The sequence below is a fragment of the Thalassovita mediterranea genome, from assembly GCF_001458435.1.
In the GTDB taxonomy this organism is placed as follows: domain Bacteria; phylum Pseudomonadota; class Alphaproteobacteria; order Rhodobacterales; family Rhodobacteraceae; genus Thalassobius; species Thalassobius mediterraneus.
Map to the genome: position 1 here is coordinate 203299 of NZ_CYSF01000012.1, position 22278 is coordinate 225576.

Genomic DNA, 22278 nt, shown 5'->3' on the forward strand with positions numbered 1-22278 from the left:
ACATGCAGACGACATTTACCGAAGAACAGCTGAAAGATCCGGGCATCCAGCGGGCCAATGAAATCCTGCGGGCCTGTGTGCACTGCGGGTTCTGTACCGCGACCTGCCCGACCTATCAGGTTCTAGGCGATGAACTGGACAGTCCCCGTGGCCGGATCTACCAGATCAAGGATATGCTGGAAAACGAGCGTGTGCCGGATGAAAAGACGGTGAAACATGTGGACCGCTGCCTTAGCTGTCTGGCCTGTATGACCACCTGTCCGTCGGGGGTGCATTATATGCACCTCGTCGATCATGCGCGGGAATATATCGAAAATAACTACAAACGCCCATTCACTGATCGCGTGTTGCGCTGGGTGTTGGCGCAGATCCTGCCCTATCCCATGCGCTTCCGTCTGGCGCTGATGGGGGCCAAGATTGGCCGCCCCTTTGCCCGCTTGATGCCCGATGCGCGTCTGCGTGCAATGCTGGAAATGGCGCCGAAACACATCCCGCCGGTCAGCCGCAATGACGACCCGCAGACCTTTACGTCTGAACAACCGCGCAAGATGCGTGTGGCGCTGATGACCGGCTGTGCGCAAAAGGCGCTGAATACAGACATCAACGATGCGACCATCCGTCTGCTGAAACGCATGGGCTGTGACGTTGTGATCCCCGAAGGCGCGGGGTGCTGTGGTGCGTTGACCCACCACATGGGCAAAACCAAGAACAGCCATGATGCGGCGGCCAAGAATATTCGATCGTGGATCCGCGAAATGGATGGCGAAGGTCTGGATGCGATTGTGATCAACACCTCAGGCTGCGGCACGACGGTGAAGGACTACGGCCATATGTTCCGCAACGACCCGCTGGCAGCGGATGCGGCGCGGGTGTCCGCCATCGCGATGGATGTGTCCGAAGTGTTGATGAAGCTGGATCTGCCGGAAGGTGAGGACAAGGAATTGACCATCGCCTATCACGCCGCCTGTTCGTTGCAGCACGGTCAGAAGATCAAGACCTACCCCAAAGACTTGCTGAAAAAGGCAGGCTTCACCGTGGTGGAACCAGCAGACAGTCACCTGTGCTGTGGCTCGGCTGGGACCTATAACCTGATGCAGCCCGAAATCTCGGGTCAGCTAAAACAGCGCAAGGTGCGGACGTTGGAAGCAAAGAACCCTGATATCATCGCTGCGGGCAATATTGGCTGCATGATGCAGATCGGATCCGCCACAGAGGTGCCGATTGTGCACACCGTGGAACTGCTGGATTGGGCCAACGGTGGCCCGAAACCGCCAGCGCTGGACGCGGAGCGTGGTGCCCGCGAACCGGCGGTGCCGATCCTGCGTTAAGTCCGTGAATACGGTCTGAAATGGGGCGTCTTGGCGCCCCATTTTTGCCCCAAGCAGCGACTAGACAGAGCCTGACGAAAGGATTCTGTATGCTGCGTTTTATTGTTCTGGCCCTTGGTCTTGTGATTTCCCTTCCGCTCACTGCGCCGTCCGCATCGGCACAGGACAGCCGCTTGCGCCGTTTGGATACGGGTGAGCAAAGCAAGGGTTGGGAAGCCGTCGGGCGGCTGGATCTGGCAGGACGCGGGTTTTGCACCGGTGCCTTGATTGCACCTGATCTGGTGCTGACCGCCGCGCATTGCCTGTTCGACAGTAAAGATGGATCACGTTTCAACACCTCCGACATCGAATTCCAGGCCGGTCTGCGCAATGGCCGCGCCGAAGCCTACCGTCAGGTGCGCCGTGTGGTCATGCACCCGTCCTATCGGTTTGAGGGTCCGATCACCGCTGAACGTGTGCGCAATGATTTGGCACTGTTGCAACTGGCCCATCCCATCCGCAACGGATCCATCGAACCCTACCGTGTAATGCGCGACGCGGGGGCAGGGGACCGCGTCGGCGTTGTCTCTTACGCTCATGATCGGGCAGAGGCGCCATCGGTGCAGGACATCTGCGCGGTAAAGGGCCAGCAGCAGGGCGTGTTCATACTGACCTGTGACGTGGATTACGGATCCTCCGGCGCACCGGTCTTTTCGATGAGTGGCGGCGTGCCGCGGATCGTCTCGGTCATCTCGGCCAAGGCTGAGGCCGAGGGAGAGAAGGTCGCGCTGGGCAGTCAGCTGGATGCTTCGATCGAACTGCTACGCGCGCAGTTGAAATCCGGCGTTGGTGTGGCCCGTCCGGTGGTCAAACGCGGCAACAGTGCTGCGCAGAAAACCAGCGCGGGAACCGGTGCCAAGTTCATTTCCGTTGGTGACTGATTGCTGATCAGCATTTTGCGCTTACATCGGGTCTTGAAACGCTGAAACCCCCTCCCCACATCTGATGCATCAGGACGCCAAAGATGGGTCCTGACCACCGCCTGTCCAGAATGGAAGGCACCACATATTGGTTTCGCTCAGATGGAGGATACCCCATGCGCTCTTTTGATTTTGCACCCCTTTACCGTGCATCCGTTGGTTTTGACCAAATCGCTGACATGATGGACCGCGTGTTCACAAACGACGCGCCGCAGCCCAGCTACCCCCCTTACAACATCGAAAAGACAGACGATAACGCCTACCGCATTTCCATCGCTGTCGCCGGTTTTTCCGAGACGGACCTGACCGTTGAGGTCAAGGAAAACGCCTTGATCGTCGCTGCCCGCAAAGGTGAGGCTGAGGGCGAAACCCCGCAATACCTGCACCGTGGCATCGCCACCCGCGCGTTTGAACGCCGCTTTACCCTTGCCGATCATGTGCGTGTCACGGGTGCCAGCCATGTCGACGGCCTCTTGCACATCGACCTGACCCGCGAAGTGCCTGAGGCACTGAAACCGCGTCGCATCGCGATCTCCTCCGGCAAAGCGGTGGAGAAGGATGTGCTGGACGCCAAAGCGGTGAACTAACGCCGCGACCATACCCTTCCCCTAGCCGATGCGTCCCAGTCGGCCGAAAGGGCAGCGTTTCGGCGCTGCCTTTTTGCTTTGGTGTGACCATTCCTCCAACAGAAAAGGGCGCCCGTTTTGGGCGCCCTTCGTTTGCTCTATGTATCGTCTAGATCACAGCTGACCGATGGAGAAGAACAGCGTTTCACCCGAATGGTCATCCACACCGTCGTTGTCGGTGGACACAAACGCCTGACCGTTCGGCAGGATCGCCAGACCTTCGACTTTGTCCTGCACGTAGCCGTTCAGCTGTTGCAGATCAGGCAGTAGATCGCGCACCTCTTCTTTGCTGACCACGGGCAGTTCACCGCCCAGCGGCGCAGGTACCATGTCTGCGGCGGGGATGCGGTAGATCTTCTTGGTCACAGCGTCGGCGCCGATCTGGTTGTCGCGTTCGATCACGTAGACGTAATTCCCATGCGCGACGATTTCCGACAGGCCAACCCAGCCTTTGGCAGGCTCGGCCTTGGGATAGTGGACCGCGCCCCATTCCTTGGTTTTGGTGTTGTAAGCGACCAGTTTGACGTGGTTTTTGGGATCATCTTTCCATTCACGCTGCACGGCCATCCACAGGGTGTCACCGATGCGGGTGATACCTTCAAAGCCGAAGCGTTTTTCAACGGCCATCAGTTCGGCGGGCAGGCCAAACTCTTGCTTGTGGCTCTTGATCAGGCCATCGCTGTTCACGTGGTAGATCGCATGCGGGATGGCGCGGTCGGTGCGCCCTTCGGACGCCAGCCAGAAACCGCCTTTGCCGTCCAAAGCAATACCTTCCAGATCCAGTTTTTGCGCGGGCTGACCGTTGGCGCGGTGTACGCGGATTACATCGACGATGCGGGCAGGCGTCTGGCTGGGATCAATTTTGAAGATCGAGGGCTGGAAGCCATAGAAGCTGTCGTTGACCGCATAGATCATGCCGTCCGCATCCGCCACCATGCCAGAGATTGCTCCCCAGCCGATCAGTTCCTCTGCGCCGGCGGAGGTCAGCATCGGGTATTGCGCGGGCGCTTCCTGATATTCGTAGATCATCACGTGGCTGCGTGGGCCGTTGTCTTCGATCAGGTCCTTTTCGTTGGCGGAAATCAGCAGGTTGCGCTCGGGGATCGCAACGTAGCCTTCCGGTCCAACGCCCGAGGGCAGGATCTGGGTCAGCTCAGGCGTGGCTGGGTTGGTCACGTCATAAACGCCCACAGCCGATCCGCGTTCAGAGCCGACGAAGATCATCGGCGTGCCGCCGAATGTGGCGGTTTCGATCGATTCCGGCTCTACGCCTTTGCTGTCCGAACGCTTGTCAGGGTAGTGGCCGATTTGTACCAGCGCGTGTTCAAAGCTGACGCCGCTTTCATAGACAACGCTGCCGTCTTTGTTGAACAGGGTCCAGCCGCGCGACCCACCGTCCATGTCGCCTTCGTTTGCGGTGGCGAAGTGAGCATCGTCCAGCCATTTCACCGCGTCGGGTTCACGCACAACGGCGCTGAGAGAGTCGGTGAACAACAGCGCGCCGCGCTCGTCCTTGGTGTCGATCCCATCCAGATCCACCGCCCCGGCGGAGAAGTGGTTCAGGATGCTGCCATCACGGCCCACAACGACCATGTGGTTGTTTTCCTGCAGCGAAACGACAACCTCACCTTTGGTGTTGATGTCAACGAACTCGGGCTCAGGATCGTGACCGTCAACAGCGGCCAGACCGGTCAGGTCTACGGCGCGCACGGTGCCACAATCGGCAACACCGTCTTTGATCTCAACCAGTGACAGGAAGCCTGCAGGCAGCTGGCCGGTGCGGCCATCGCCCAGATCCTCATCTCGCTCATTCTCAATCGCAATCGCGGCAAAGCTACCATCTTTGGCAACCGCGACGCTGTCAGGCTGACCGCCCAGGTCACAGCGGGCCAGTTCGGCCTTGGTGGTCAGGTCAATCACCGAGAGGTGGCCCGAGGGGGCGGTGTAGCTCTCGGACGTATTCACACCAACAAATGCGGTCTGACCGATGATCGCGACCGAGGTGGGTTCCCCATCCAGTGCGATATTGCCCAAGGGCTGCGGGTTCTTCGGATCACGAATGTCGATCAGGCCCAGCACGCCCAGCGGGCTGTCGGTGTAGGCCAGCGTCATGCCATCGGCGGTGGCGGCGATGATCTCGGCTGAGGTTTCGCGCGCGCGGTCCTCACCGGCCGCCATGTTCAGCGGTGTGGCGAAAGAGGCAATGCGGTTGAAGTTCTGCTCTGCGGCGGCGTGGCCTGCCAGCAGGGCTATCGCCGAGGTCAGGCAGATCGAGCGAAAGGTCATGGGTCTCTCCCCGTGGGTATCAATGTGTTGGACGGCCCTGCCTTGCCGCGCGGGTGTGACAGGCGAGTGACGCTTTGATGAAGGCTTTGGAAAGATCACGAATTATGTCAGCTATATTGACTTACCCAAAGGTACAGAACATGGTCCGATGAAATGGAGGTCGCCCTGATGCAGATAGATTCGTTCTTTGCCGCCCGTAATTCGCGCATGAAAGCGTCGGAGATTCGTGAGCTTTTGAAACTATTGGATCAGCCGGACGTGATTTCCTTTGCTGGTGGCATCCCCGATCCGGCACTGTTTCCGGCGGAAAAGTTCCGCGATGCGATGGCAGATGCGCTGTCGGATCAGAACCAGGGGCTGTCGCTGCAATACTCCACTTCCGAAGGGTATCCGCCGCTGCGGGAATGGTTGGCGCAGCGGATGACGCAACTGGGCGTGCCGTGTGGGGCGGACAATATCCTGATCACATCGGGGTCGCAGCAGGCGCTGGACTATCTAGGCAAACTGTTCCTGTCGCCCAACGACACCGCGCTGGTGGGCTGGCCCACATACCTCGGCGCGTTGGGGGCGTTTAACGCTTATGAGCCGCGGTTTGATCGACTGGACCCGATGGGCAACCGAGCTGCCGCCGATGTGCAGGCGGACGCAGCAGCGGCTGGTGGCAAGGTTAAGTTTAGCTACCTGTCGCCCGATTTTGCCAACCCCACCGGCATCACCCTGTCGCTGCAGGAACGTCAGCAGGTTCTGGCACAGGCCGAGGCGTTGGACTGTATGGTGATTGAGGATGCCGCCTATCAGTCCCTGCGCTATGAGGGCGAAGAGATCCCGCCGATCCTGTCGCTGGAATTGACTGAAAAGGGTGATCTGGATCAGTGCCGCACGATCTATTGCGGGTCGTTTTCCAAAACCCTGTCGCCGGGACTGCGCATCGGGTGGGTTTGCGCGGCGCGCCCGGTGATTGATCAGTTGGTGTTGCTGAAACAGGCAGGTGATCTGCACACTGCGACGCTCAACCAGATGGCGGTGGCCCATGTGGCGGCAGATGGGTTTGAGGATCACACCCGCCTGCTGTGCGCGCATTACAAGGCGCGGCGGGATCGGATGCTGGCGGCGCTGGATCAGCACATGCCAAAGGGGGTGGAATGGACGCGCCCCGAAGGTGGGATGTTCGTCTGGATGACCCTGCCCAAGGGGATGGATGGGGCGGACCTGTTGGCAGCGGCGCTGCGCGATGAAAAGGTGGCCTTTGTCCCCGGTGGCGCGTTTTACCCCGACGATGATGGGCGCAACACGCTGCGGCTCAACTTCTCTAGCCCAAATCAGGCGCAGATTGATGAAGGTATCAAGCGCCTTGGCCGCGTGCTGCGCGCCGCGATGAGTTAAACGGACTGGAAAACGGCCCCAGACGCCACGCGGGGCCGTTTTGATTTAGGACCGTTTTGATTTAGGTATGCGGCGATCAGCTGGCATCTGCCAGCAGCGATGCGTTGCCACCTGCCGCAGTGGTGTCGATGCAGATATGGCGTTCCATATGGCAACGATCGCCAAAGTCCTCTTCGGTCATCAGCGGGATCAGGGCACCGGTGCGTTTGGCCAGCGCCGTACGAAGCTGGCGCAGTGTTGCCTCCTCCGCCCAACTGACGACGCCCTCAAACCCTTGCAATTGCTCCAGCATCGCGGGGGGCAGGGTTCCGTTAACTTCGCCGACGCCATCAGCCCCGTCGGCGATGACCAAGGCCGTGCAGCCATGGGCGCGGGCAATTTCGGCCTGAGCGCGCGCAGCCTCCAGTGTTGGTCCAAGGCAGAGGAACAGGCCGCGGCCATAGGTGGACAGGATGTTTGATTCCCCTGTTGGGCCGGGCAATTCCTGTTGCAACAGTGTCGTGCGGGCCGGATGTGGCGCAGCGGCAAGCGCGGCCTCTACAGTGGTCTGGTCGATCTGCGAGGTGGCGGCCGGCGTGGCCAAGACCTGTCGCGTCGCGGCACGGGCAAAGCGTTTTACGTAGGCTGGGCCACCCGCTTTGGGCCCAGTGCCGGACAACCCTTCGCCCCCAAAGGGCTGGGATCCCACGATGGCGCCAATCTGGTTGCGGTTGATATACATGTTGCCCACGTTCAGTCGCGACGTGACCTGTTCGATCCGGTCATCAATGCGCGAGTGCATGCCAAAGGTCAGGCCAAAGCCGCTGGCGTTGATCGCATCCACGACCGTGTCCAGCTCAGCCGCCTTGAAGGTTGCGACATGCATCACGGGGCCAAAAACTTCTTTCTCCAGCGCGGCGATACCCGATACGCGCAGCACGCTTGGCGCGATGAAGGTGCCTGCGTCTGGCGTCGCCAGTTCCTTCAACACGCGGCCTTCATTGCGGGCGGCGGCGATATAGGCGCTGATCTCGTGTTGTGCATCGGGCGTGATCACCGGCCCGACGTCTGTGCGCAGATCCCATGGATCACCGATGACCAGTTCATCCATCGCTCCATAGAGCATTTGCAGGAACGGCTCTGCCACGTCCTCTTGGACGTAGAGGATACGCAGTGCCGAACAGCGCTGGCCTGCGGATTGGAAGGCCGAGGCGACGATGTCCTTGACCGCCTGTTCCGGTAGGGCGGTTGAATCGACGATCATCGCGTTCAGGCCGCCTGTTTCAGCGATCAGCGGTGCCTCGGGCGCGATATCGGTGGTCATCGCGCGGTTGATGGTTTGCGCCGTTTGGGTCGATCCGGTGAAGCAGACGCCGTTCACACGCGGATCAGATGTCAGCGCGGCCCCAACAACAGATCCACGACCGGGCAGCAGTTGCAGCGCGGCGTGTGGAACGCCCGCCTCATGCAACAATGTGGTTGCCAAGGTGGCAGTGATCGCCGTCGGTTCTGCCGGTTTTGCAATGACGCCGTTGCCAGCAGCAAGCGCCGCCGCGATCTGTCCGGTGAAAATCGCCAGTGGAAAGTTCCACGGTGAAATACAGGCGAATACGCCCCGCGCGGGGGCCGACAGTTCCTGTCCACGGGCGGCGTAGTAGCGCAGAAAATCCACCGCTTCGCGCAATTCGGCAATTGCATCCATCGGGGTTTTGCCTGCTTCGCGGGTCAGGACTGCAAACAGCTGGCCAAAATTACGTTCATAGAGGTCTGCAGCGCGATTGAGTGTGTCAGCGCGCGCGTTCGCATCCGCGTCCCATGGACGCGCGGCGGAGAGGGCGGTTTCCACATCCTCTACCGACGCTTCGGCCACCGTGCCGACCACATCGTCGTGGCGCGCAGGGTTCAGAACCGTGCGCGCGACGGTGTTTTGCGCCGTGCCCTCGATCAGTGGGGCGACCGCCCATTGATGGGACCGGAACGGCCCACGGGCCTGTTCGATGGTGTCCAGATCATCCAGATCATGTAGGTCCCAGCCGGTCGAGTTGACCCGTTCCTTGCCATAGAGGTCGCAGGGCAGTTTCACCGCCGCATTGGTGGGCGTGTTTTCCAGTGTCTCAAACGGATCGGCGGCGACGATATCAGGCGCAACGCTCTCATCGACGATCTGGTTCACAAAGGAGGAGTTGGCGCCGTTTTCTAGCAGACGCCGCACCAGATAGGCCAAGAGGTCACGGTGCGCGCCCACAGGGGCATAGATCCGGCAGCGGGTGGCGTTTTGCTTCAGCACGATGTCATGCAGGCTGTCGCCCATGCCGTGCAGGCGCTGAAATTCAAAGGCGTTGGTGTCCGTGGCCAGTTCCAGAATGGCGGCAACAGTATGGGCGTTGTGGGTGGCAAATTGCGGATAGATGCGATCGGTCATCTGCAACAGTTTCCCCGCGCAGCAGATGTAGGACACATCCGTTGCCGCCTTGCGGGTGTAGACAGGGAAGCCTGCCAAACCTTCGACCTGTGCGCGCTTGACCTCGGTGTCCCAGTAGGCGCCCTTTACCAGCCGGACCATGATTTTACGATCCAACTCTGCCGCTAAGGAATGCAGCCAATCCAGAACGTCGCCGGCGCGTTTGCCATAGGCCTGCACCACGACGCCAAACCCGTCCCAGCCCGCAAGCGACGGATCGCGCAGCACCGCTTCGATCACATCCAGCGACAGGTCCAGACGGTCCGCCTCTTCGGCATCGATGTTCAGCCCCATGTTTGCGGCCTTGGCCTGCTGCGCCAGTTGCAGCGTCAGGGGAACCAGTTCCTGCATGATACGCTGTGTCTGCCCAACCTCATAGCGCGGATGTAGGGCCGACAGCTTGATCGAGATGCCGGGGTTTTCACGGATGTCCTGCGACCGGCATTCCTTGGCCAGCTTAGTGATGGCATCGCGGTAGGCATCGAAGAAATTCTGTGCATCCTGCGCGGTCAGGGCCGCTTCGCCCAGCATGTCGTAGGAATAGGTGTAGCCCGCGCGTTCCTGTTCGGCGCCCCGTTTGACGGCTTCTTCAATTGTTTGACCCAGCACGAATTGCGCGCCCATTTCCTTCATCGCCCGGCTGACTGCGGCGCGGATCACCGGTTCGCCCAACCGTTTCAACGCTCCCTTCAGCGTGGCGGTGATACCAGTGCCATCCTGCAAAACCTTACCCGTCAGCATCAGTGCCCAAGTGGATGCGTTGACCAGCGAAGAGGAAGATTGCCCAAGGTGCTGCCCCCAAGCGGAGGGGGCGATCTTATCCTCAATCAGGGCATCAATGGTTTCCGCATCAGGCACCCGCAGCAGCGCTTCGGCCAGACACATCAGGGCGACGCCTTCGTTGGTGGACAGACCGTATTCCGCCAGAAACACCTCCATCAGGCCCGGATCACTGTCATTGCGAATCGAGGAGACCAGCGCGGTTGCGCGGTTCTTGATCACAGCGCGGGCGGCTGCGCCGGGGGCATGATGTGTGGTCAGGTCACCCAACACAGCGTGTTCATCACGCAGGTGGTTGCGGCGAAGGTTCTGGCGGATGGTGTGCAATGCGGTCATGAGCGTCCCCTGATGCGTCGATGAGCCTATTTTACCATATGAGCCTTGGTCTTTCTGTCTATAGTGAAGTTATATGTGTATATGACGGACTTATTTTGGGTCCGAAATTGGGTGATTTGATTATGAAAATCGAACAAAATAGTCATCTTGACCGATATGACACGGAAATCCTGCGCGCGCTGGCTGTGGATGGGCGTATGCCGGTGACCGAATTGTCCAAGAAGGTTGGCTTGTCCAAGACGCCTTGTCAGTTGCGGATGAAACGGTTGATCGCCGAAGGGTACATACGTGGCTTTCAGGCGGTGCTGGACCCGATGAAGCTGGGCATGGATCAAGTCGTGTTCGTCGAGGTCAAACTGAAGCGTACTGCCGAAGATGCACTGCATGATTTCAACGAAGCAGTGCAAACTGCGCCAGAGATTGAGCAATGCCATATGATCGCAGGCGCGTTTGACTATCTGCTGAAATTGCGCACCAAGGATATGCAGAACTACCGTGAGGTGCTGGGGCGCGTCGTATCGACGCTGCCGCATGTGGACAGCACGTCAACGCATGTGTCGATGCAGTCCGTAAAGGACTGATGTATCACTTATGGCGCCCCGAGCTTTTGTTTGTTGGACTTAATACGCGGCCTGATAAATCTGCCTGAAGTCCGCTTGCCCCAGCGGAACAGCATTCTTCTGACTAGAAGACGCAGAAGCGGCAGTTTCGAATTCGTCAAAGGCGGGCTTGCCTTCGGCATAGTCACGTAGGCGCGGGACCCGGTGTTGGGCCAGCCAATTTGTGAACCCAGACAGTCCGTCTTCGTCGGAATCGCTTGGGAAGGTTTCCGCCAATGCTTCGATACTGTTTTCAATTTTGCGGAACGCCTGCGATCCGATGTCTGCGATGGATCGATTCTGCGTCAGTACCGGTGCCAGTAGGCGCCCACACAACAGCCCGTGCGGCGCATTGTGTCGCTCTCCCAGAACAGATGCCATCCCATGTGCTGCCCCAAGTCCACCATTGGCAAGCGCGAGTCCGCTGCTCAGGCTGACCCAGCACATTTCCGTCCATGCCGCGTCATCCCCACGTTCGATAATTCCCCTCAGCGCGCGGGCGCCCCGGCGCAGGTTGGGTTCTGTAATGGCGTCGGTGTAGGGGGTTGCTTGGCAGGATGTGTAGGCTTCGATGGTTTGGGTCAAGGCATCAAGCCCCGCGCCAATGGCAACGGTTTTTGGGGCGGATTTCATCAAAGCTGGATCAACCAGAGCGACAGACGGGAAAAGAAAATGACCGCGCAGGCTCACCTTTGCGCAAGAGGTGCCCAGTACAGCATTGCTCGTGACCTCTGCCCCGGTTCCGGCTGTCGTCGGAACCGCGATCAAGGGCAGGGTCGCTGCCGCGTGTAGCGTGGTTTGATCAACAACGGCGAAATCGTCAGGCAGCCCCTCGTTACGTTCCAAGCAAAATCTGAGCGCTTTCGCCGTGTCCAGCACCGATCCGCCACCGCAGGCAATGATGGCATCCGGAACGCTATGTGCAGCCTGTGCAAAGGCTGCGTTGACGGACTGTATGGTCGGTTCGGCTGGGACGACAATCTGTTGAACAGCGATGCCCTCTTGTTCAAGGCGATCGGCCATTGGCAACGCATGGGTTCCAGATGATCCACGCACCAGCAAAACAGACGCGGCGTCTTGCGGTAGTACCGAACGCAGCCGTTCGGCAGTGCCTGTACCAAAGTGAATGGCGGTCGGGGTCGAGATGGTGAAGTTTGCGATCATTTTAGAATGCCAGTGTGCAATCAACGGCACGTTTCCAAGCCGCGCATTTTTCGACACGGGTTGCAGGGGCCATGTGTGGGGTGAATTGGGTGTCCAAAGCCCAGAGTTTGGCAAATTCATCCTGTTCGGGCATCGCGCCAACATGCATTCCAGCCAGCCATGCCACCCCAAGAGCGGTTGTCTCTAGGATCTGAGGCCGATCCACGGGGCCGTCAATGATATCGGCCAGAAACTGCATCGCCCAGTTTGATGCGCTCATGCCGCCGTCGACGCGCAATACTGCATCCTTGGCTTGAGACCCCATATCGGACTTCATGGCTTCTAGCAGATCCCGTGTTTGGAAACTGACACTTTCAAGTGCAGCCTTCGCCAGTTCGTTCGGGCCAGAGTTGCGGGTGAGGCCGAAGATCGACCCGCGACAATCGGGTTTCCAATAAGGTGCGCCCAGCCCGGTAAAGGCGGGGACAAGGACCACGTTTTGTGTAGGATCGGCCTGTTCGGCCAGCGCCTGTGTTTCTGCTGCGTTTTGAATGATCTGCAGTCCGTCGCGCAGCCACTGCACCACTGCACCAGCAATGAAAATCGACCCTTCCAACGCATATGTCGGTTTACCGTTGAGTTGATAGGCGATGGTGGTCAGCAGGCGGTTTTGGGATTGGACGGGTGTGTCGCCTGTGTTCAGTAGGGCAAAACAGCCGGTGCCGTAGGTTGCCTTCAACATGCCCGGCTTGAAACAGGCCTGCCCTAGTGTGGCGGCTTGCTGATCGCCTGCAACGCCACAGATCGGGATTTCTCGACCAAACAGATCGGCGCGGCTGGTACCGAAATCGGCGGCGCTGTCTTTGACCTCTGGAAGCATGTCCATCGGAATATCAAACAGGTTGCAAATTGTGCTGCTCCAGCGGCCTTTGCGAATGTCATATAGCATTGTCCGGGCTGCATTGGTGGCGTCGGTTGCATGGACCTTGCCCCCAGTGAGTTTCCAGATCAGGAAGGTATCTACTGTTCCAAACAACAGGTCGCCGCGCCGCGCGCGTTCCCGCGCGCCCTCGACGTGATCAAGGATCCATTTCAGTTTGGTCGCGGAAAAATATGGGTCAATCAGCAGTCCGGTGCGATTTGCAAACATATCGCTATGACCTGCGCTGCGCAGCTCTTCACAGTAGTCTGCGGTGCGCCGGTCTTGCCAAACGATCGCATTGTATACGGGCTGCCCGGTTGTTTTATCCCACACGATGGTGGTCTCGCGCTGGTTGGTAATCCCGATTGAAACGATGTCCTTGGGGCTGATGCCCGCCCGTTCAATCACCGCGCGGCAGGTGCCAGCGGAAGAGGCCCACAGGTCATCAGGGTTATGTTCGACCCATCCCGATTGCGGGAAATGTTGTTCGAATTCGTCCTGTGAAGTGGCAATTGGGGTGAGCTTTTCATCAAAGACAATGGCGCGCGTCGAGGTCGTGCCTTGGTCAACAGCGAGTACGTATTTCATCGGGCACTTTCCTCTGTCGATTGGCTGCAAGAATGGGGAGCGGTTTTGACACCGCCCGGCATTGGCCCGTCACGGCCATTAGAATTTTGGGGATTTGATCAAGATGGTGCGAGGCGTCGTAACGCCTCGCACCGGGAGAAGATCCGGCTTACTGCCAGGATTTGATCAGCTCGTCATAGGAAACGGTGATCGGCTCTTCGTCTTCGTTTTCCAGCTTCGCATAGGGCGCGCCCGGCTGCGAGAACCAGTAGTCTGCGTCCTGCTCATCGTTCAGGACCGGACCCAGGTCACCCTGTACGCCGGCACGCTGCAGGCGCGACAGAACACGTTCTTGGTCGGCACACAGTGCATCCAGTGCTTCTTGCGGGGTTTTGGCGCCGGACATTGCGTCACCGATGTTCTGCCACCACAGCTGTGCCAGCTTGGGGTAGTCAGGAACGTTGGTGCCGGTGGGCGACCACTGAACACGCGCGGGCGAACGGTAGAATTCTACCAGGCCACCCAGTTTGTCGGCGCGATCGGTGAAGTGCTGGCTGTCGATGGTCGATTCACGGATGAAGGTCAGGCCAACGTCCGATTTCTTCAGGTCGACAGTTTTGGACACAACGAACTGTGCGTAGAGCCATGCGGCCTGTGCACGATCCACCGGGGTGGATTTCATCAGGGTCCAGGAACCAGCGTCCTGATAACCAATCTTCTGGCCTTCTTTCCAGTAGGCGCCATGCGGCGACGGAGCCATACGCCATTTCGGCGTGCCGTCTTCGTTCATGACCGGCAGGCCGGGCTCAACCGTTGCGGCGGTAAAGGCGGTGTACCAGAACATCTGCTGGGCCACGTTGCCCTGTGCGGGGATCGGGCCAGCTTCGGAGAAGGTCATGCCGGCAGCTGCGGGCGGCGAATACTTCTCCAGCCATTCGATGGCTTTGGTTACAGCGTAAACTGCGGCAGGTGCGTTGGTTGCACCACCACGGGCCACACAGGAACCGGTCGGCTGGGATTTTTCGTTTACACGAATGCCCCATTCATCAACGGGCAGGCCGTTCGGCTCACCCGAGTCGCCCATGCCAGCCATGGACATCCACGCATCGGTGTAACGCCAGCCAAGGCTGGGGTCTTTCTTGCCGTAGTCCATGTTGCCAAAGACTTCGCCATCAACGCCCATGTGGCTCAGGTCGCGGCCGGTGAAGAACTCGGCGATGTCTTCGTATGCCGACCAGTTGACCGGAACGCCCAGATCGTAGCCATAGGCGGCTTTGAAGTCGGCCATGTTTTTGGGATCGTTGAACCAATCGTAGCGGAACCAGTAAAGGTTCGCGAACTGTTGGGTCGGCAGCTGGTAGAGTTTGCCGTCAGGACCAGTGGTAAAGCTGGTGCCGATGAAATCTTCAACGTCCAGCGTGGGCAGGGTAACGTCTTTGCCTTCGCCAGCCATCCAGTCGGTCAGGTTGCGCACCTGCTGGTAGCGCCAGTGAGTGCCGATCAGGTCGGAGTCGTTGATGTAGGCGTCATAGATGTTTTCGCCCGACAGCATTTGGGTCTGCAGCTTTTCCACCACGTCGCCTTCGCCGATCAGGTCGTGGGTCACCTTGATGCCAGTGATCGCTTCGAACGCCGGTGCCAGTACTTCGCTTTCGTACTGGTGGGTGGTGATCGTTTCCGACACAACCTTGATTTCCATGCCAGCGTAGGGCTTGGCTGCATCGACGAAGAACTGCATTTCTGCTTCTTGATCGGCGCGGCTCAGAACCGACAGATCGCCGATTTCAGTGTCCAGGAAAGCCTTTGCTGCATCCATGTCGGCAAGGGCGGGCGCCCCCGACATAGCAAGCGCGAAGACAATCGCCGTGCTTGATTTTAGCGTGAAGTTCATCATTTCCTCCCTAAATATTGGAAACTTCAGATTTTGTTTGGCACCCTGTCGATCCGCTAAAACCGCGGGGTGTTGACCACCTCGTTTACACCCAGCGAAAAACCGCAATTGCGTAAACCAGACAGACGATCAGCGCATACGGTTGGTGCGCGCCGACAAGTCCCAGCCAAGCCAGATTAATGAAAGCCGAGCCGAGAAGTGTGATGAAGAGACGATCGCCACGGGTCGTCTCCATTCCCAAAACACCTTGGCGCGGCGTTTCGGGAAACTTGATTGCGAGGATCGTGAAGACGACAAGTGTCGACGCGATGATGATGAAGAACACGGCCGTCGGCCAGGTCCAAGCCATCCATTCCATAACGTTTCTCCTTTAATCCTTAGACGCGGCCCAGGGCGAAGCCCTTGGCGATGTAGTTGCGAACGAAGTAGATAACCAACGCACCGGGTACGAGGGTCAGAACACCCGCTGCGGCCAGCACGCCCCAATCGATGCCTGCTGCACCTTGGGTTCGTGTCATGATTGCTGCGATCGGTTTTGCGTCGACAGTTGTCAGGGTGCGGCTGAGCAGCAGCTCGACCCACGAGAACATGAAACAGAAGAACGCTGCGACACCGATGCCCGACGAGATAAGCGGCATGAAAATCTTTACGAAGAATTTGCCGAAGGAATACCCGTCGATGTAAGCGGTTTCGTCGATTTCTTTGGGCACGCCACGCATAAAGCCTTCGAGGATCCAAACCGCCAGCGGTACGTTGAACAGGCAATGTGCCAAAGCAACAGCGATGTGCGTGTCAAACAGCCCAACAGATGAATACAGCTGAAAGAACGGCAGCGCGAACACTGCCGGCGGTGCCATGCGGTTTGTCAGCAGCCAGAAGAACAGGTGCTTGTCACCAAGGAAGGTGTAGCGGCTAAACGCGTAGGCTGCGGGCAGGGCAACAGCCAGGCTGATCACTGTATTCAGCAGAACATAGATCAGCGAATTGACGTAGCCCATGTACCACGCAGGATCGGTCAGGATCGTTGCGTAATTGTCGAAGGTCAGGTTCTGGGGCCATAGAGAAAACGAGTTCAGGATCTCTGTATTGGTTTTCAGGCTCATGTTCAGCAGCCAGTAAATTGGCAGCATCAGGAACAGCAGATACAGCCCCATGACGATGGTCGAGCTTTTGATGCGCCGCCGTGGAGCGGCGCGGGATTTTGTCAGAGTTGCTGATGCGGTTGCAGTGGTATCGGCCATCGGTCAGCCCTCCTTTTTGTCCATGTTGGTCATCACGGTGTAGAACACGTAGCTGATGGTCAGGATCACGAGGTAGTACATGATCGAGAACGCCGCCGCGGGGCCGAGATCGAATTGACCCAGTGCCAGTTTGACAAGGTCGATGGACAACAAAGTGGTCGAGTTGCCAGGGCCGCCACCGGTCACAACGAACGGTTCCGTGTAGATCATGAAGCTGTCCATAAAGCGCAGTAGGATCGCGATCATCAGAACGCCCATCATTTTGGGCAGTTCGATATAGCGGAACACATTCCAGCGGCTGGCCTGATCGATTTTAGCTGCCTGATAATAGGCATCCGGGATCGATTGCAGACCTGCATAGGCCAGCAGCGCCACAAGAGAGGTCCAGTGCCAGACATCCATCACGATGATGGTGATCCACGCCGCCAACGGGTCCGAGGTATAGTTGTAATCGATGCCCAGCGACGACAGCGTATAGCCCAGCAGGCCAATGTCGACGCGGCCGAAGATCTGCCAGATGGTGCCCACAACGTTCCACGGAACCAACAGCGGCAGGGACATAACCACCAGACAGAAGCTGGCCCAGAACCCTTTCTTGGGCATGTTGAGCGCAACAAAAACGCCGAGCGGCACCTGAATGCACAGGATGATCGCCGAGAACATCAACTGGCGCCAAAGGGCATCCCAGATGCGATCATCATTGATCAGCTCGTCGAACCATTCGAGGCCAGCCCAGAAAAACTGGTTGTTCCCGAACGTGTCCTGCACAGAATAGTTCACCACGGTCATCAGGGGGATGACCGCAGAAAATGCCACCAGCAAAAGCACTGGCAGGACAAGGAACCATGCCTTTTGATTGAGTGTCTTGTTCATCAGGCTGCCTCCCCCTCTTTGAGCCAGTCATTCACGTAGATGTTGACCTTTGCAGGGTCGAAAACGATGCGGTTCATATCCGGTGAAATGGATGTGCCTTCGCTCTCTACGATGTTGATGTCGTTGCCAAACAGCTCCGCTCGTACGATCTTGTGTCGGCCCACATCTTCGACGCGTCGCACTTTGACCGGCAGGCCTTCGCCGTCGGTTAGTGATACGAATTCAGGACGCACCCCCAGCTCCACCTTGCCGTTCAGGGATGTGTATGACTGCGAAAGCGTGACAGATGCGCCGTGCACTGTGGCGATGTTGTTTTCGACCTGCGCCGGGATCACGTTCATGCCGGGTGACCCGATGAAGTAGCCGACAAAGGTGTGCTGTGGCTTTTCGAACAGTTCCTCGGGGGTGCCGATCTGCACAACGCGGCCGTCATACATCACAACAACTTTGTCAGCGAAGGTCAGTGCCTCCGTCTGATCGTGGGTCACATAAATCATTGTGTGACCGAATTCGTGGTGTAGCGATTTCAGCTGCGTGCGCAGCTCCCACTTCATATGGGGGTCGATCACTGTCAGTGGTTCATCAAACAACAGCGCGTTAACATCTTCACGCACCATGCCACGCCCAAGAGAGATCTTTTGTTTGGCATCCGCCGTCAGGCCACGCGCGCGTTTGTCTAGCTCGGCTTCCATGCCGATCATGGCGCCGATCTGCTGGACGCGCTGCGCGATATACTGAGCGCTGGCGCCGCGGTTCTTCAACGGGAACGCCAGATTGTCCCGCACGGTCATGGTGTCGTAGACCACTGGGAACTGGAACACCTGCGCGATGTTGCGGTCTGCGGTGCTGGCCTGAGTGACATCGACATCATCAAAGAGAATGCGCCCCTGGCTGGGGGTCAGTAGACCAGAAATGATGTTCAACAATGTCGACTTGCCACAGCCGGACGATCCCAGCAGTGCGTAGGCTTCGCCATCGGCCCACACGTGGTTCAACTCTTTCAGCGCAAAGTCATCTTCGGACTGAGGCGAAGGGTTATAGGAATGCGCCAGATTATCGAGTGTAATTTTTGCCATTTTTCAGCCTCCTCAAGCGGCCAGCGCGTAAGCTGCGGGGGTCACAAGGTCGCCGTCTTCGCTGAAGATGTAGACGTGGCTGGGATCAAGGTAGACCTTTAGCGGTGCCCCCAGTTCCAGATCATGGATGCCGTGGATCAGACCCACCCAGGCCTCGCCGTGGTGATCAAGGTGAACAAAGGTTTCGGAGCCTGTCAGTTCGGTCACCATCAGTTTGGTGTGAAACTCCATCGAGTGATCACCATGCGACAGAATTTCAACGTGGTTCGGTCTGAACCCGGCTTGATACCGTCCGTCTGGCAGATCCTGCATCGCGCCTGCGGCCGGGGCGGATTGTCCGTCACCGAACATGATCCTGTTGCCAACCTTGCTGACCGGCAGGAAATTCATTGGCGGATCGCTGAACACCCGTGCGGTGGTCGCATCAACGGGCTGTCTGTAGACAACGGGTGTCTGGCCGAACTGTGTAATGCGGCCTTCCCACAGCGTTGCGGTGTTGCCACCAAGCAGCAGCGCCTCCTCGGGTTCGGTCGTCGCATAAACGAAAATCGCCCCCGACTCTTCGAAGATCTTGGGGATCTCGATACGCAGCTCTTCGCGCAGCTTGTAGTCAAGGTTGGCAAGGGGTTCATCCAACAAAACCAGACCCGCATCTTTGACCAATGCGCGCGCAAGGGCGCAGCGCTGTTGTTGTCCGCCGGACAGTTCCAGCGGCTTGCGGTCCAGCATCGGCGACAGCTGCATCAGTTCGGCAGACTTGCGTACTGCCTGATCGATCTCATCCTTGGTCTTGCCTAATAGCTTAAGGGGGGACGCAATGTTGTCGTACACGGTCATCGACGGGTAGTTGATGAACTGCTGGTAGACCATCGCGACGTGTCGGTCTTGGACTTTGACGTCTGTGACGTCGTTGCCTTCCCAGAAAACTTTGCCCGTTGTCGGTTTGTCGAGACCCGCCATCAGCCGCATCAGAGAGGTTTTGCCCGACAGGGTGGGCCCCAAGAGAACGTTCATCGTTCCTTTTTCGAGGACCAGATCCGTCTCAAAAATATGCGTCTGGCCATTCACGACCTTGGAAACGCCTTTTAGTTCAAGCGACATAAGCCAAACCCCCTCCTTTATTCTGCGGCGGCCGAAGACACGGTCGTTAACCATGTGGCCATCCAAGTGTCCAGTGTTTCTATTTGTTCCGGTGTCATCCGAAGACCTAATTTGCTTCGGCGCCAAACGATGTCTTCTGCACGTTGTGCGTATTCATTGTCCATGAGCCATTTGACTTCAGCTTCGGTCAAAGTGGCCCCAAAGTCTTGCCCCAGATCGCTGGCCTGCGCGGCACCGTTGAGTACCTCGAATGCGTCGGTGCCATAGGCGCGCACCAGACGCCGGGCCCAGCGGGCGTCGAGGAAAGCAAACTGTGCGCGCAAAGAAGCGATCAGGTCGTCTACCCCATCCACAGGGAAGTCGCCGCCCGGCATCGCGACGCCTGCGGTCCAGGGCTTGCCGGAAATGGGCAGCTCTTTGGCGATCTCTTCCAGAGCGCTTTCCGCGAGGCAGCGATAAGTGGTGATCTTGCCACCAAAGATATTCAGGGCCGGCGCGCCGCGCGACGTATCGGTTTTCAGAACATAGTCGCGGGTTGCCGCCGTCGCGCTATCTGCACCGTCGTCATAAAGCGGTCGCACACCGGAATAGGTCCAGACGACGTCATCTTTGCTGATGGGTTTGGCGATGTACTGATTGATGAAGCCTAGCAGATAGTCGCGTTCCTCGTCGGTGCATTCCGGTTTCTGGGACGGGTCAGTGTGTTCTACATCTGTCGTGCCGATGAGGGTGAAATCCGTTTCATAGGGAATGGCGAAGGTGATCCGCCCATCTGTCCCTTGAAAGAAATAGCATTTGTCGTGGTCAAACAGCTTCTTGGTGACAATATGGCTGCCGCGCACCAATCGCACGCCGGCAGAGCTGTTGCTTTTCAATGTGCCGCGCAGAACGTCACCGACCCATGGGCCAGCGGCGTTCACTACCATTTTCGCCGTGCGTTTGGTTTGTTGGCCTGTGGTGGTGTTCTGCGATGTGACGGTCCAAATGCCATCGGTCACGTCCGCTGAGATGACCTTTTCGCGCGTAACGATGTCGGCGCCACGTGCTTCGGCATCGCGTGCGTTCAATACGACAAGGCGCGAATCTTCGACCCAGCAGTCGGAATATTCGAAGGCGCGCTTAAACTTATCCTGAAGTGGGGCACCCTCGGGTGCGGTGGTCAGGTCTATGTTGGTGGTGCCCGGCAGGATTTTTCTGCCGCCCAGATTATCGTACAAAAATAGTCCAAGGCGGATAAGCCATGCGGGGCGTCGGCCCTTCATCCACGGCATAAACGTGCCGAGCAATCGGGACGTTGGCGTGCTTGTGTCGAAGCGCATTTGTGCGTGATAGGGCAGGACAAAACGCATCGGCCACGAAATGTGCGGCATCGCGGTCAGCAACACTTCGCGTTCGATCAAAGCTTCGCGGACCAGACGGAATTCAAAGTACTCAAGATAGCGCAGGCCGCCGTGGAACAGTTTGGTCGACGAGGCAGAGGTTGCACCGCCCAAATCGTTCATTTCCAGCAAGCAAACGTTGAGGCCACGGCCCGCAGCATCGCGCGCGATTCCGCACCCGTTGATACCACCACCAATGACCAAAAGATCATAGTCTGCTTGCATTGTTTTCCTCCCCGAGCGGTCTGGAACGCCGTCAGCAGCCCTCAGAACACGCCACTTTTGAACAGAAACCGCGCGCAAATGGAAGTAAATTTTTTTCGTTTCAATTCGCTTTTGCCTAACGAATTGACAGAAAATGGAAAATTTTTTGCGCTTTTTTCGTTAAAAGTGCACAAGCGAACGTAAAGATGGGGGGACCGAATCTAAAACGCGCGTCACTGGTTGCGAACCGGTCTGAACGCTTTATGGTCAAAAGAAACTGGGAGGCATATTTGGTTCAGACCCTGCGAAAGCCTGAAATAATCGAGATTGCCCGGCGCGAGGGGAAAGTGACCGTCGATATGTTGGTGGATCATTTCGGTGTCACGCCACAAACTATTCGGCGCGACCTGACAGAGTTAGCAGAGTCGGGGCAGCTAGAACGTGTGCATGGTGGTGCGATCCTGCCATCTGCGACGGTGAACATCGCTTATATGGAACGTCAGGAGCTGAACCTGTCATCCAAAGTCGACATCGCCAGAGCCTGCGTGAAGCATATTCCAAACGACTGTTCTTTGTTTTTGAACATCGGAACCACGACCGAAGCAGTCGCCGCGGAGTTGCACCGCCATACGGGCCTGCTCATCGTGACGAACAACCTGAACATCGCCAATAATCTGTCTCATACCTCCGAAGCGGAGGTGGTGGTCACCGGCGGCGATTTGCGACGTGCAGACGGGGGATTGGTTGGTGCAGTGGCCAGAGAAACGGTTTCACGTTTCCGGTTTGATTATGCCGTGATCGGTTGTTCGGCGCTGCATCAAGAGGGCGATATTCTGGATTTCGATACCCGCGAAGTGGGGGTCAGTCAGGCGATTATCAGCCGTAGTGATAAAATCATTCTGGTGGCGGACACGTCGAAATTCGAACGCAAAGCGCCCCTGAAAATTGCGGGCCTGTCTGAAATTGACACTTTCATTACCGATGCGCAGCCGCCCGCCGAATTTGTTGTGGCATGCAAGAGTAGCGGCACAGAAATTATTGTCGCCTGACGGCACATGGCCCACGCATCACTGGGCCGGTTTATTCAATCTGGCGCGCGACGGATTGTTCAAAATGGACTGCACATCGTAAGGGGCTTTGAGGG

General features: G+C 58.0%; 17 protein-coding genes. 6 read left to right on the forward strand and 11 right to left on the reverse strand.

The features are described from left to right. The first annotated feature begins 2 nt into the window (after window positions 1-2). The 3 genes from glcF (at window position 3) to TM5383_RS12175 (ending at window position 2874) form a co-directional block, all read left to right on the forward strand. Window positions 3-1328, forward strand: coding sequence for a glycolate oxidase subunit GlcF (glcF, locus tag TM5383_RS12165; RefSeq protein ID WP_058319305.1), 1326 nt, complete (start codon window positions 3-5; stop codon window positions 1326-1328). Between the two features lie 89 nt (window positions 1329-1417). Next, a complete protein-coding gene (locus TM5383_RS12170; RefSeq protein ID WP_058319306.1) occupies window positions 1418-2248 on the forward strand; it encodes a trypsin-like serine peptidase in 831 nt (276 codons plus the stop codon). Window positions 2249-2403: 155 nt separating this feature from the next. Then, the gene (locus TM5383_RS12175) at window positions 2404-2874 is read left to right on the forward strand and encodes an Hsp20 family protein (RefSeq protein WP_058319307.1); all 471 of its coding nucleotides are present in this window, start codon (window positions 2404-2406) and stop codon (window positions 2872-2874) included. Between the two features lie 153 nt (window positions 2875-3027). Here TM5383_RS12175 and TM5383_RS12180 read toward each other — a convergent pair whose 3' ends face one another. Next, the gene (locus tag TM5383_RS12180; RefSeq protein WP_058319308.1) at window positions 3028-5199 is read right to left on the reverse strand and encodes an esterase-like activity of phytase family protein; all 2172 of its coding nucleotides are present in this window, start codon (window positions 5197-5199) and stop codon (window positions 3028-3030) included. Window positions 5200-5367: 168 nt separating this feature from the next. Between TM5383_RS12180 and TM5383_RS12185 the strand changes: the two genes are divergently transcribed. Continuing rightward, entirely contained in the window at window positions 5368-6582 is a 1215-nt protein-coding gene (locus tag TM5383_RS12185; protein WP_058319457.1) for an aminotransferase-like domain-containing protein, read from the forward strand. Window positions 6583-6658: 76 nt separating this feature from the next. On the opposite strand, the gene putA is transcribed toward TM5383_RS12185, so the two are convergent. Beyond that, entirely contained in the window at window positions 6659-10138 is a 3480-nt protein-coding gene (gene putA, locus TM5383_RS12190; RefSeq protein ID WP_058319309.1) for a bifunctional proline dehydrogenase/L-glutamate gamma-semialdehyde dehydrogenase PutA, read from the reverse strand. Between the two features lie 122 nt (window positions 10139-10260). Here putA and TM5383_RS12195 point away from each other — a divergent pair, with 122 nt between their 5' ends. Next, a complete protein-coding gene (locus tag TM5383_RS12195) occupies window positions 10261-10719 on the forward strand; it encodes an Lrp/AsnC ligand binding domain-containing protein (RefSeq protein WP_058319458.1) in 459 nt (152 codons plus the stop codon). 39 nt (window positions 10720-10758) lie between these two features. Here TM5383_RS12195 and TM5383_RS12200 read toward each other — a convergent pair whose 3' ends face one another. The 9 genes from TM5383_RS12200 to glpD all read right to left on the reverse strand — a co-directional run bounded on the left by TM5383_RS12200 (window position 10759) and on the right by glpD (window position 21155). Next, window positions 10759-11901, reverse strand: coding sequence for an iron-containing alcohol dehydrogenase (locus TM5383_RS12200; protein ID WP_058319310.1), 1143 nt, complete (start codon window positions 11899-11901; stop codon window positions 10759-10761). A gap of 1 nt (window position 11902) precedes the next feature. Further along, a complete protein-coding gene (gene glpK, locus TM5383_RS12205; RefSeq protein WP_058319311.1) occupies window positions 11903-13390 on the reverse strand; it encodes a glycerol kinase GlpK in 1488 nt (495 codons plus the stop codon). Window positions 13391-13538: 148 nt separating this feature from the next. After that, window positions 13539-15260 (reverse strand): ABC transporter substrate-binding protein, encoded by a 1722-nt coding sequence (locus TM5383_RS12210; protein ID WP_058319312.1) that lies wholly within the window; start codon window positions 15258-15260, stop codon window positions 13539-13541. An 85-nt stretch (window positions 15261-15345) separates the two neighbouring features. After that, on the reverse strand, window positions 15346-15618 hold the full coding sequence (locus TM5383_RS12215; RefSeq protein WP_058319313.1) for a DUF2160 domain-containing protein: 273 nt from the start codon (window positions 15616-15618) through the stop codon (window positions 15346-15348). 19 nt (window positions 15619-15637) lie between these two features. After that, the gene (locus TM5383_RS12220; RefSeq protein WP_058319314.1) at window positions 15638-16501 is read right to left on the reverse strand and encodes a carbohydrate ABC transporter permease; all 864 of its coding nucleotides are present in this window, start codon (window positions 16499-16501) and stop codon (window positions 15638-15640) included. A gap of 3 nt (window positions 16502-16504) precedes the next feature. Then, a complete protein-coding gene (locus TM5383_RS12225; RefSeq protein ID WP_058319315.1) occupies window positions 16505-17374 on the reverse strand; it encodes a carbohydrate ABC transporter permease in 870 nt (289 codons plus the stop codon). Then, a complete protein-coding gene (locus TM5383_RS12230) occupies window positions 17374-18450 on the reverse strand; it encodes an ABC transporter ATP-binding protein (RefSeq protein WP_058319316.1) in 1077 nt (358 codons plus the stop codon). The genes TM5383_RS12225 and TM5383_RS12230 overlap by 1 nt, the downstream gene beginning before the upstream one ends. A 12-nt stretch (window positions 18451-18462) precedes the next feature. Continuing rightward, a complete protein-coding gene (locus TM5383_RS12235; RefSeq protein ID WP_058319317.1) occupies window positions 18463-19551 on the reverse strand; it encodes an ABC transporter ATP-binding protein in 1089 nt (362 codons plus the stop codon). Window positions 19552-19568: 17 nt separating this feature from the next. Then, complete coding sequence (gene glpD, locus TM5383_RS12240; protein WP_058319318.1) at window positions 19569-21155, reverse strand: glycerol-3-phosphate dehydrogenase; 1587 nt, start codon at window positions 21153-21155, stop codon at window positions 19569-19571. Window positions 21156-21424: 269 nt separating this feature from the next. On the opposite strand from glpD, the gene TM5383_RS12245 reads away from it, so the two are divergent. Then, window positions 21425-22183, forward strand: coding sequence for a DeoR/GlpR family DNA-binding transcription regulator (locus tag TM5383_RS12245; RefSeq protein ID WP_058319459.1), 759 nt, complete (start codon window positions 21425-21427; stop codon window positions 22181-22183). Window positions 22184-22278 lie beyond the last annotated feature (95 nt).

What these genes read in the sequence shown, in the direction of transcription:
- TM5383_RS12185 (WP_058319457.1), top strand. Translation starts at nt 5,368, where the DNA reads ATGCAGATAGATTCGTTCTTTGCCGCCCGTAATTCGCGCATGAAAGCG.
- glpD (WP_058319318.1), bottom strand. Translation starts at nt 21,155, where the DNA reads ATGCAAGCAGACTATGATCTTTTGGTCATTGGTGGTGGTATCAACGGG.
- TM5383_RS12225 (WP_058319315.1), bottom strand. Translation starts at nt 17,374, where the DNA reads ATGAACAAGACACTCAATCAAAAGGCATGGTTCCTTGTCCTGCCAGTG.
- TM5383_RS12235 (WP_058319317.1), bottom strand. Translation starts at nt 19,551, where the DNA reads ATGTCGCTTGAACTAAAAGGCGTTTCCAAGGTCGTGAATGGCCAGACG.
- TM5383_RS12195 (WP_058319458.1), top strand. Translation starts at nt 10,261, where the DNA reads ATGAAAATCGAACAAAATAGTCATCTTGACCGATATGACACGGAAATC.
- putA (WP_058319309.1), bottom strand. Translation starts at nt 10,138, where the DNA reads ATGACCGCATTGCACACCATCCGCCAGAACCTTCGCCGCAACCACCTG.
- glcF (WP_058319305.1), top strand. Translation starts at nt 3, where the DNA reads ATGCAGACGACATTTACCGAAGAACAGCTGAAAGATCCGGGCATCCAG.
- TM5383_RS12180 (WP_058319308.1), bottom strand. Translation starts at nt 5,199, where the DNA reads ATGACCTTTCGCTCGATCTGCCTGACCTCGGCGATAGCCCTGCTGGCA.
- TM5383_RS12170 (WP_058319306.1), top strand. Translation starts at nt 1,418, where the DNA reads ATGCTGCGTTTTATTGTTCTGGCCCTTGGTCTTGTGATTTCCCTTCCG.
- TM5383_RS12200 (WP_058319310.1), bottom strand. Translation starts at nt 11,901, where the DNA reads ATGATCGCAAACTTCACCATCTCGACCCCGACCGCCATTCACTTTGGT.
- TM5383_RS12220 (WP_058319314.1), bottom strand. Translation starts at nt 16,501, where the DNA reads ATGGCCGATACCACTGCAACCGCATCAGCAACTCTGACAAAATCCCGC.
- glpK (WP_058319311.1), bottom strand. Translation starts at nt 13,390, where the DNA reads ATGAAATACGTACTCGCTGTTGACCAAGGCACGACCTCGACGCGCGCC.
- TM5383_RS12215 (WP_058319313.1), bottom strand. Translation starts at nt 15,618, where the DNA reads ATGGAATGGATGGCTTGGACCTGGCCGACGGCCGTGTTCTTCATCATC.
- TM5383_RS12210 (WP_058319312.1), bottom strand. Translation starts at nt 15,260, where the DNA reads ATGAACTTCACGCTAAAATCAAGCACGGCGATTGTCTTCGCGCTTGCT.
- TM5383_RS12230 (WP_058319316.1), bottom strand. Translation starts at nt 18,450, where the DNA reads ATGGCAAAAATTACACTCGATAATCTGGCGCATTCCTATAACCCTTCG.
- TM5383_RS12175 (WP_058319307.1), top strand. Translation starts at nt 2,404, where the DNA reads ATGCGCTCTTTTGATTTTGCACCCCTTTACCGTGCATCCGTTGGTTTT.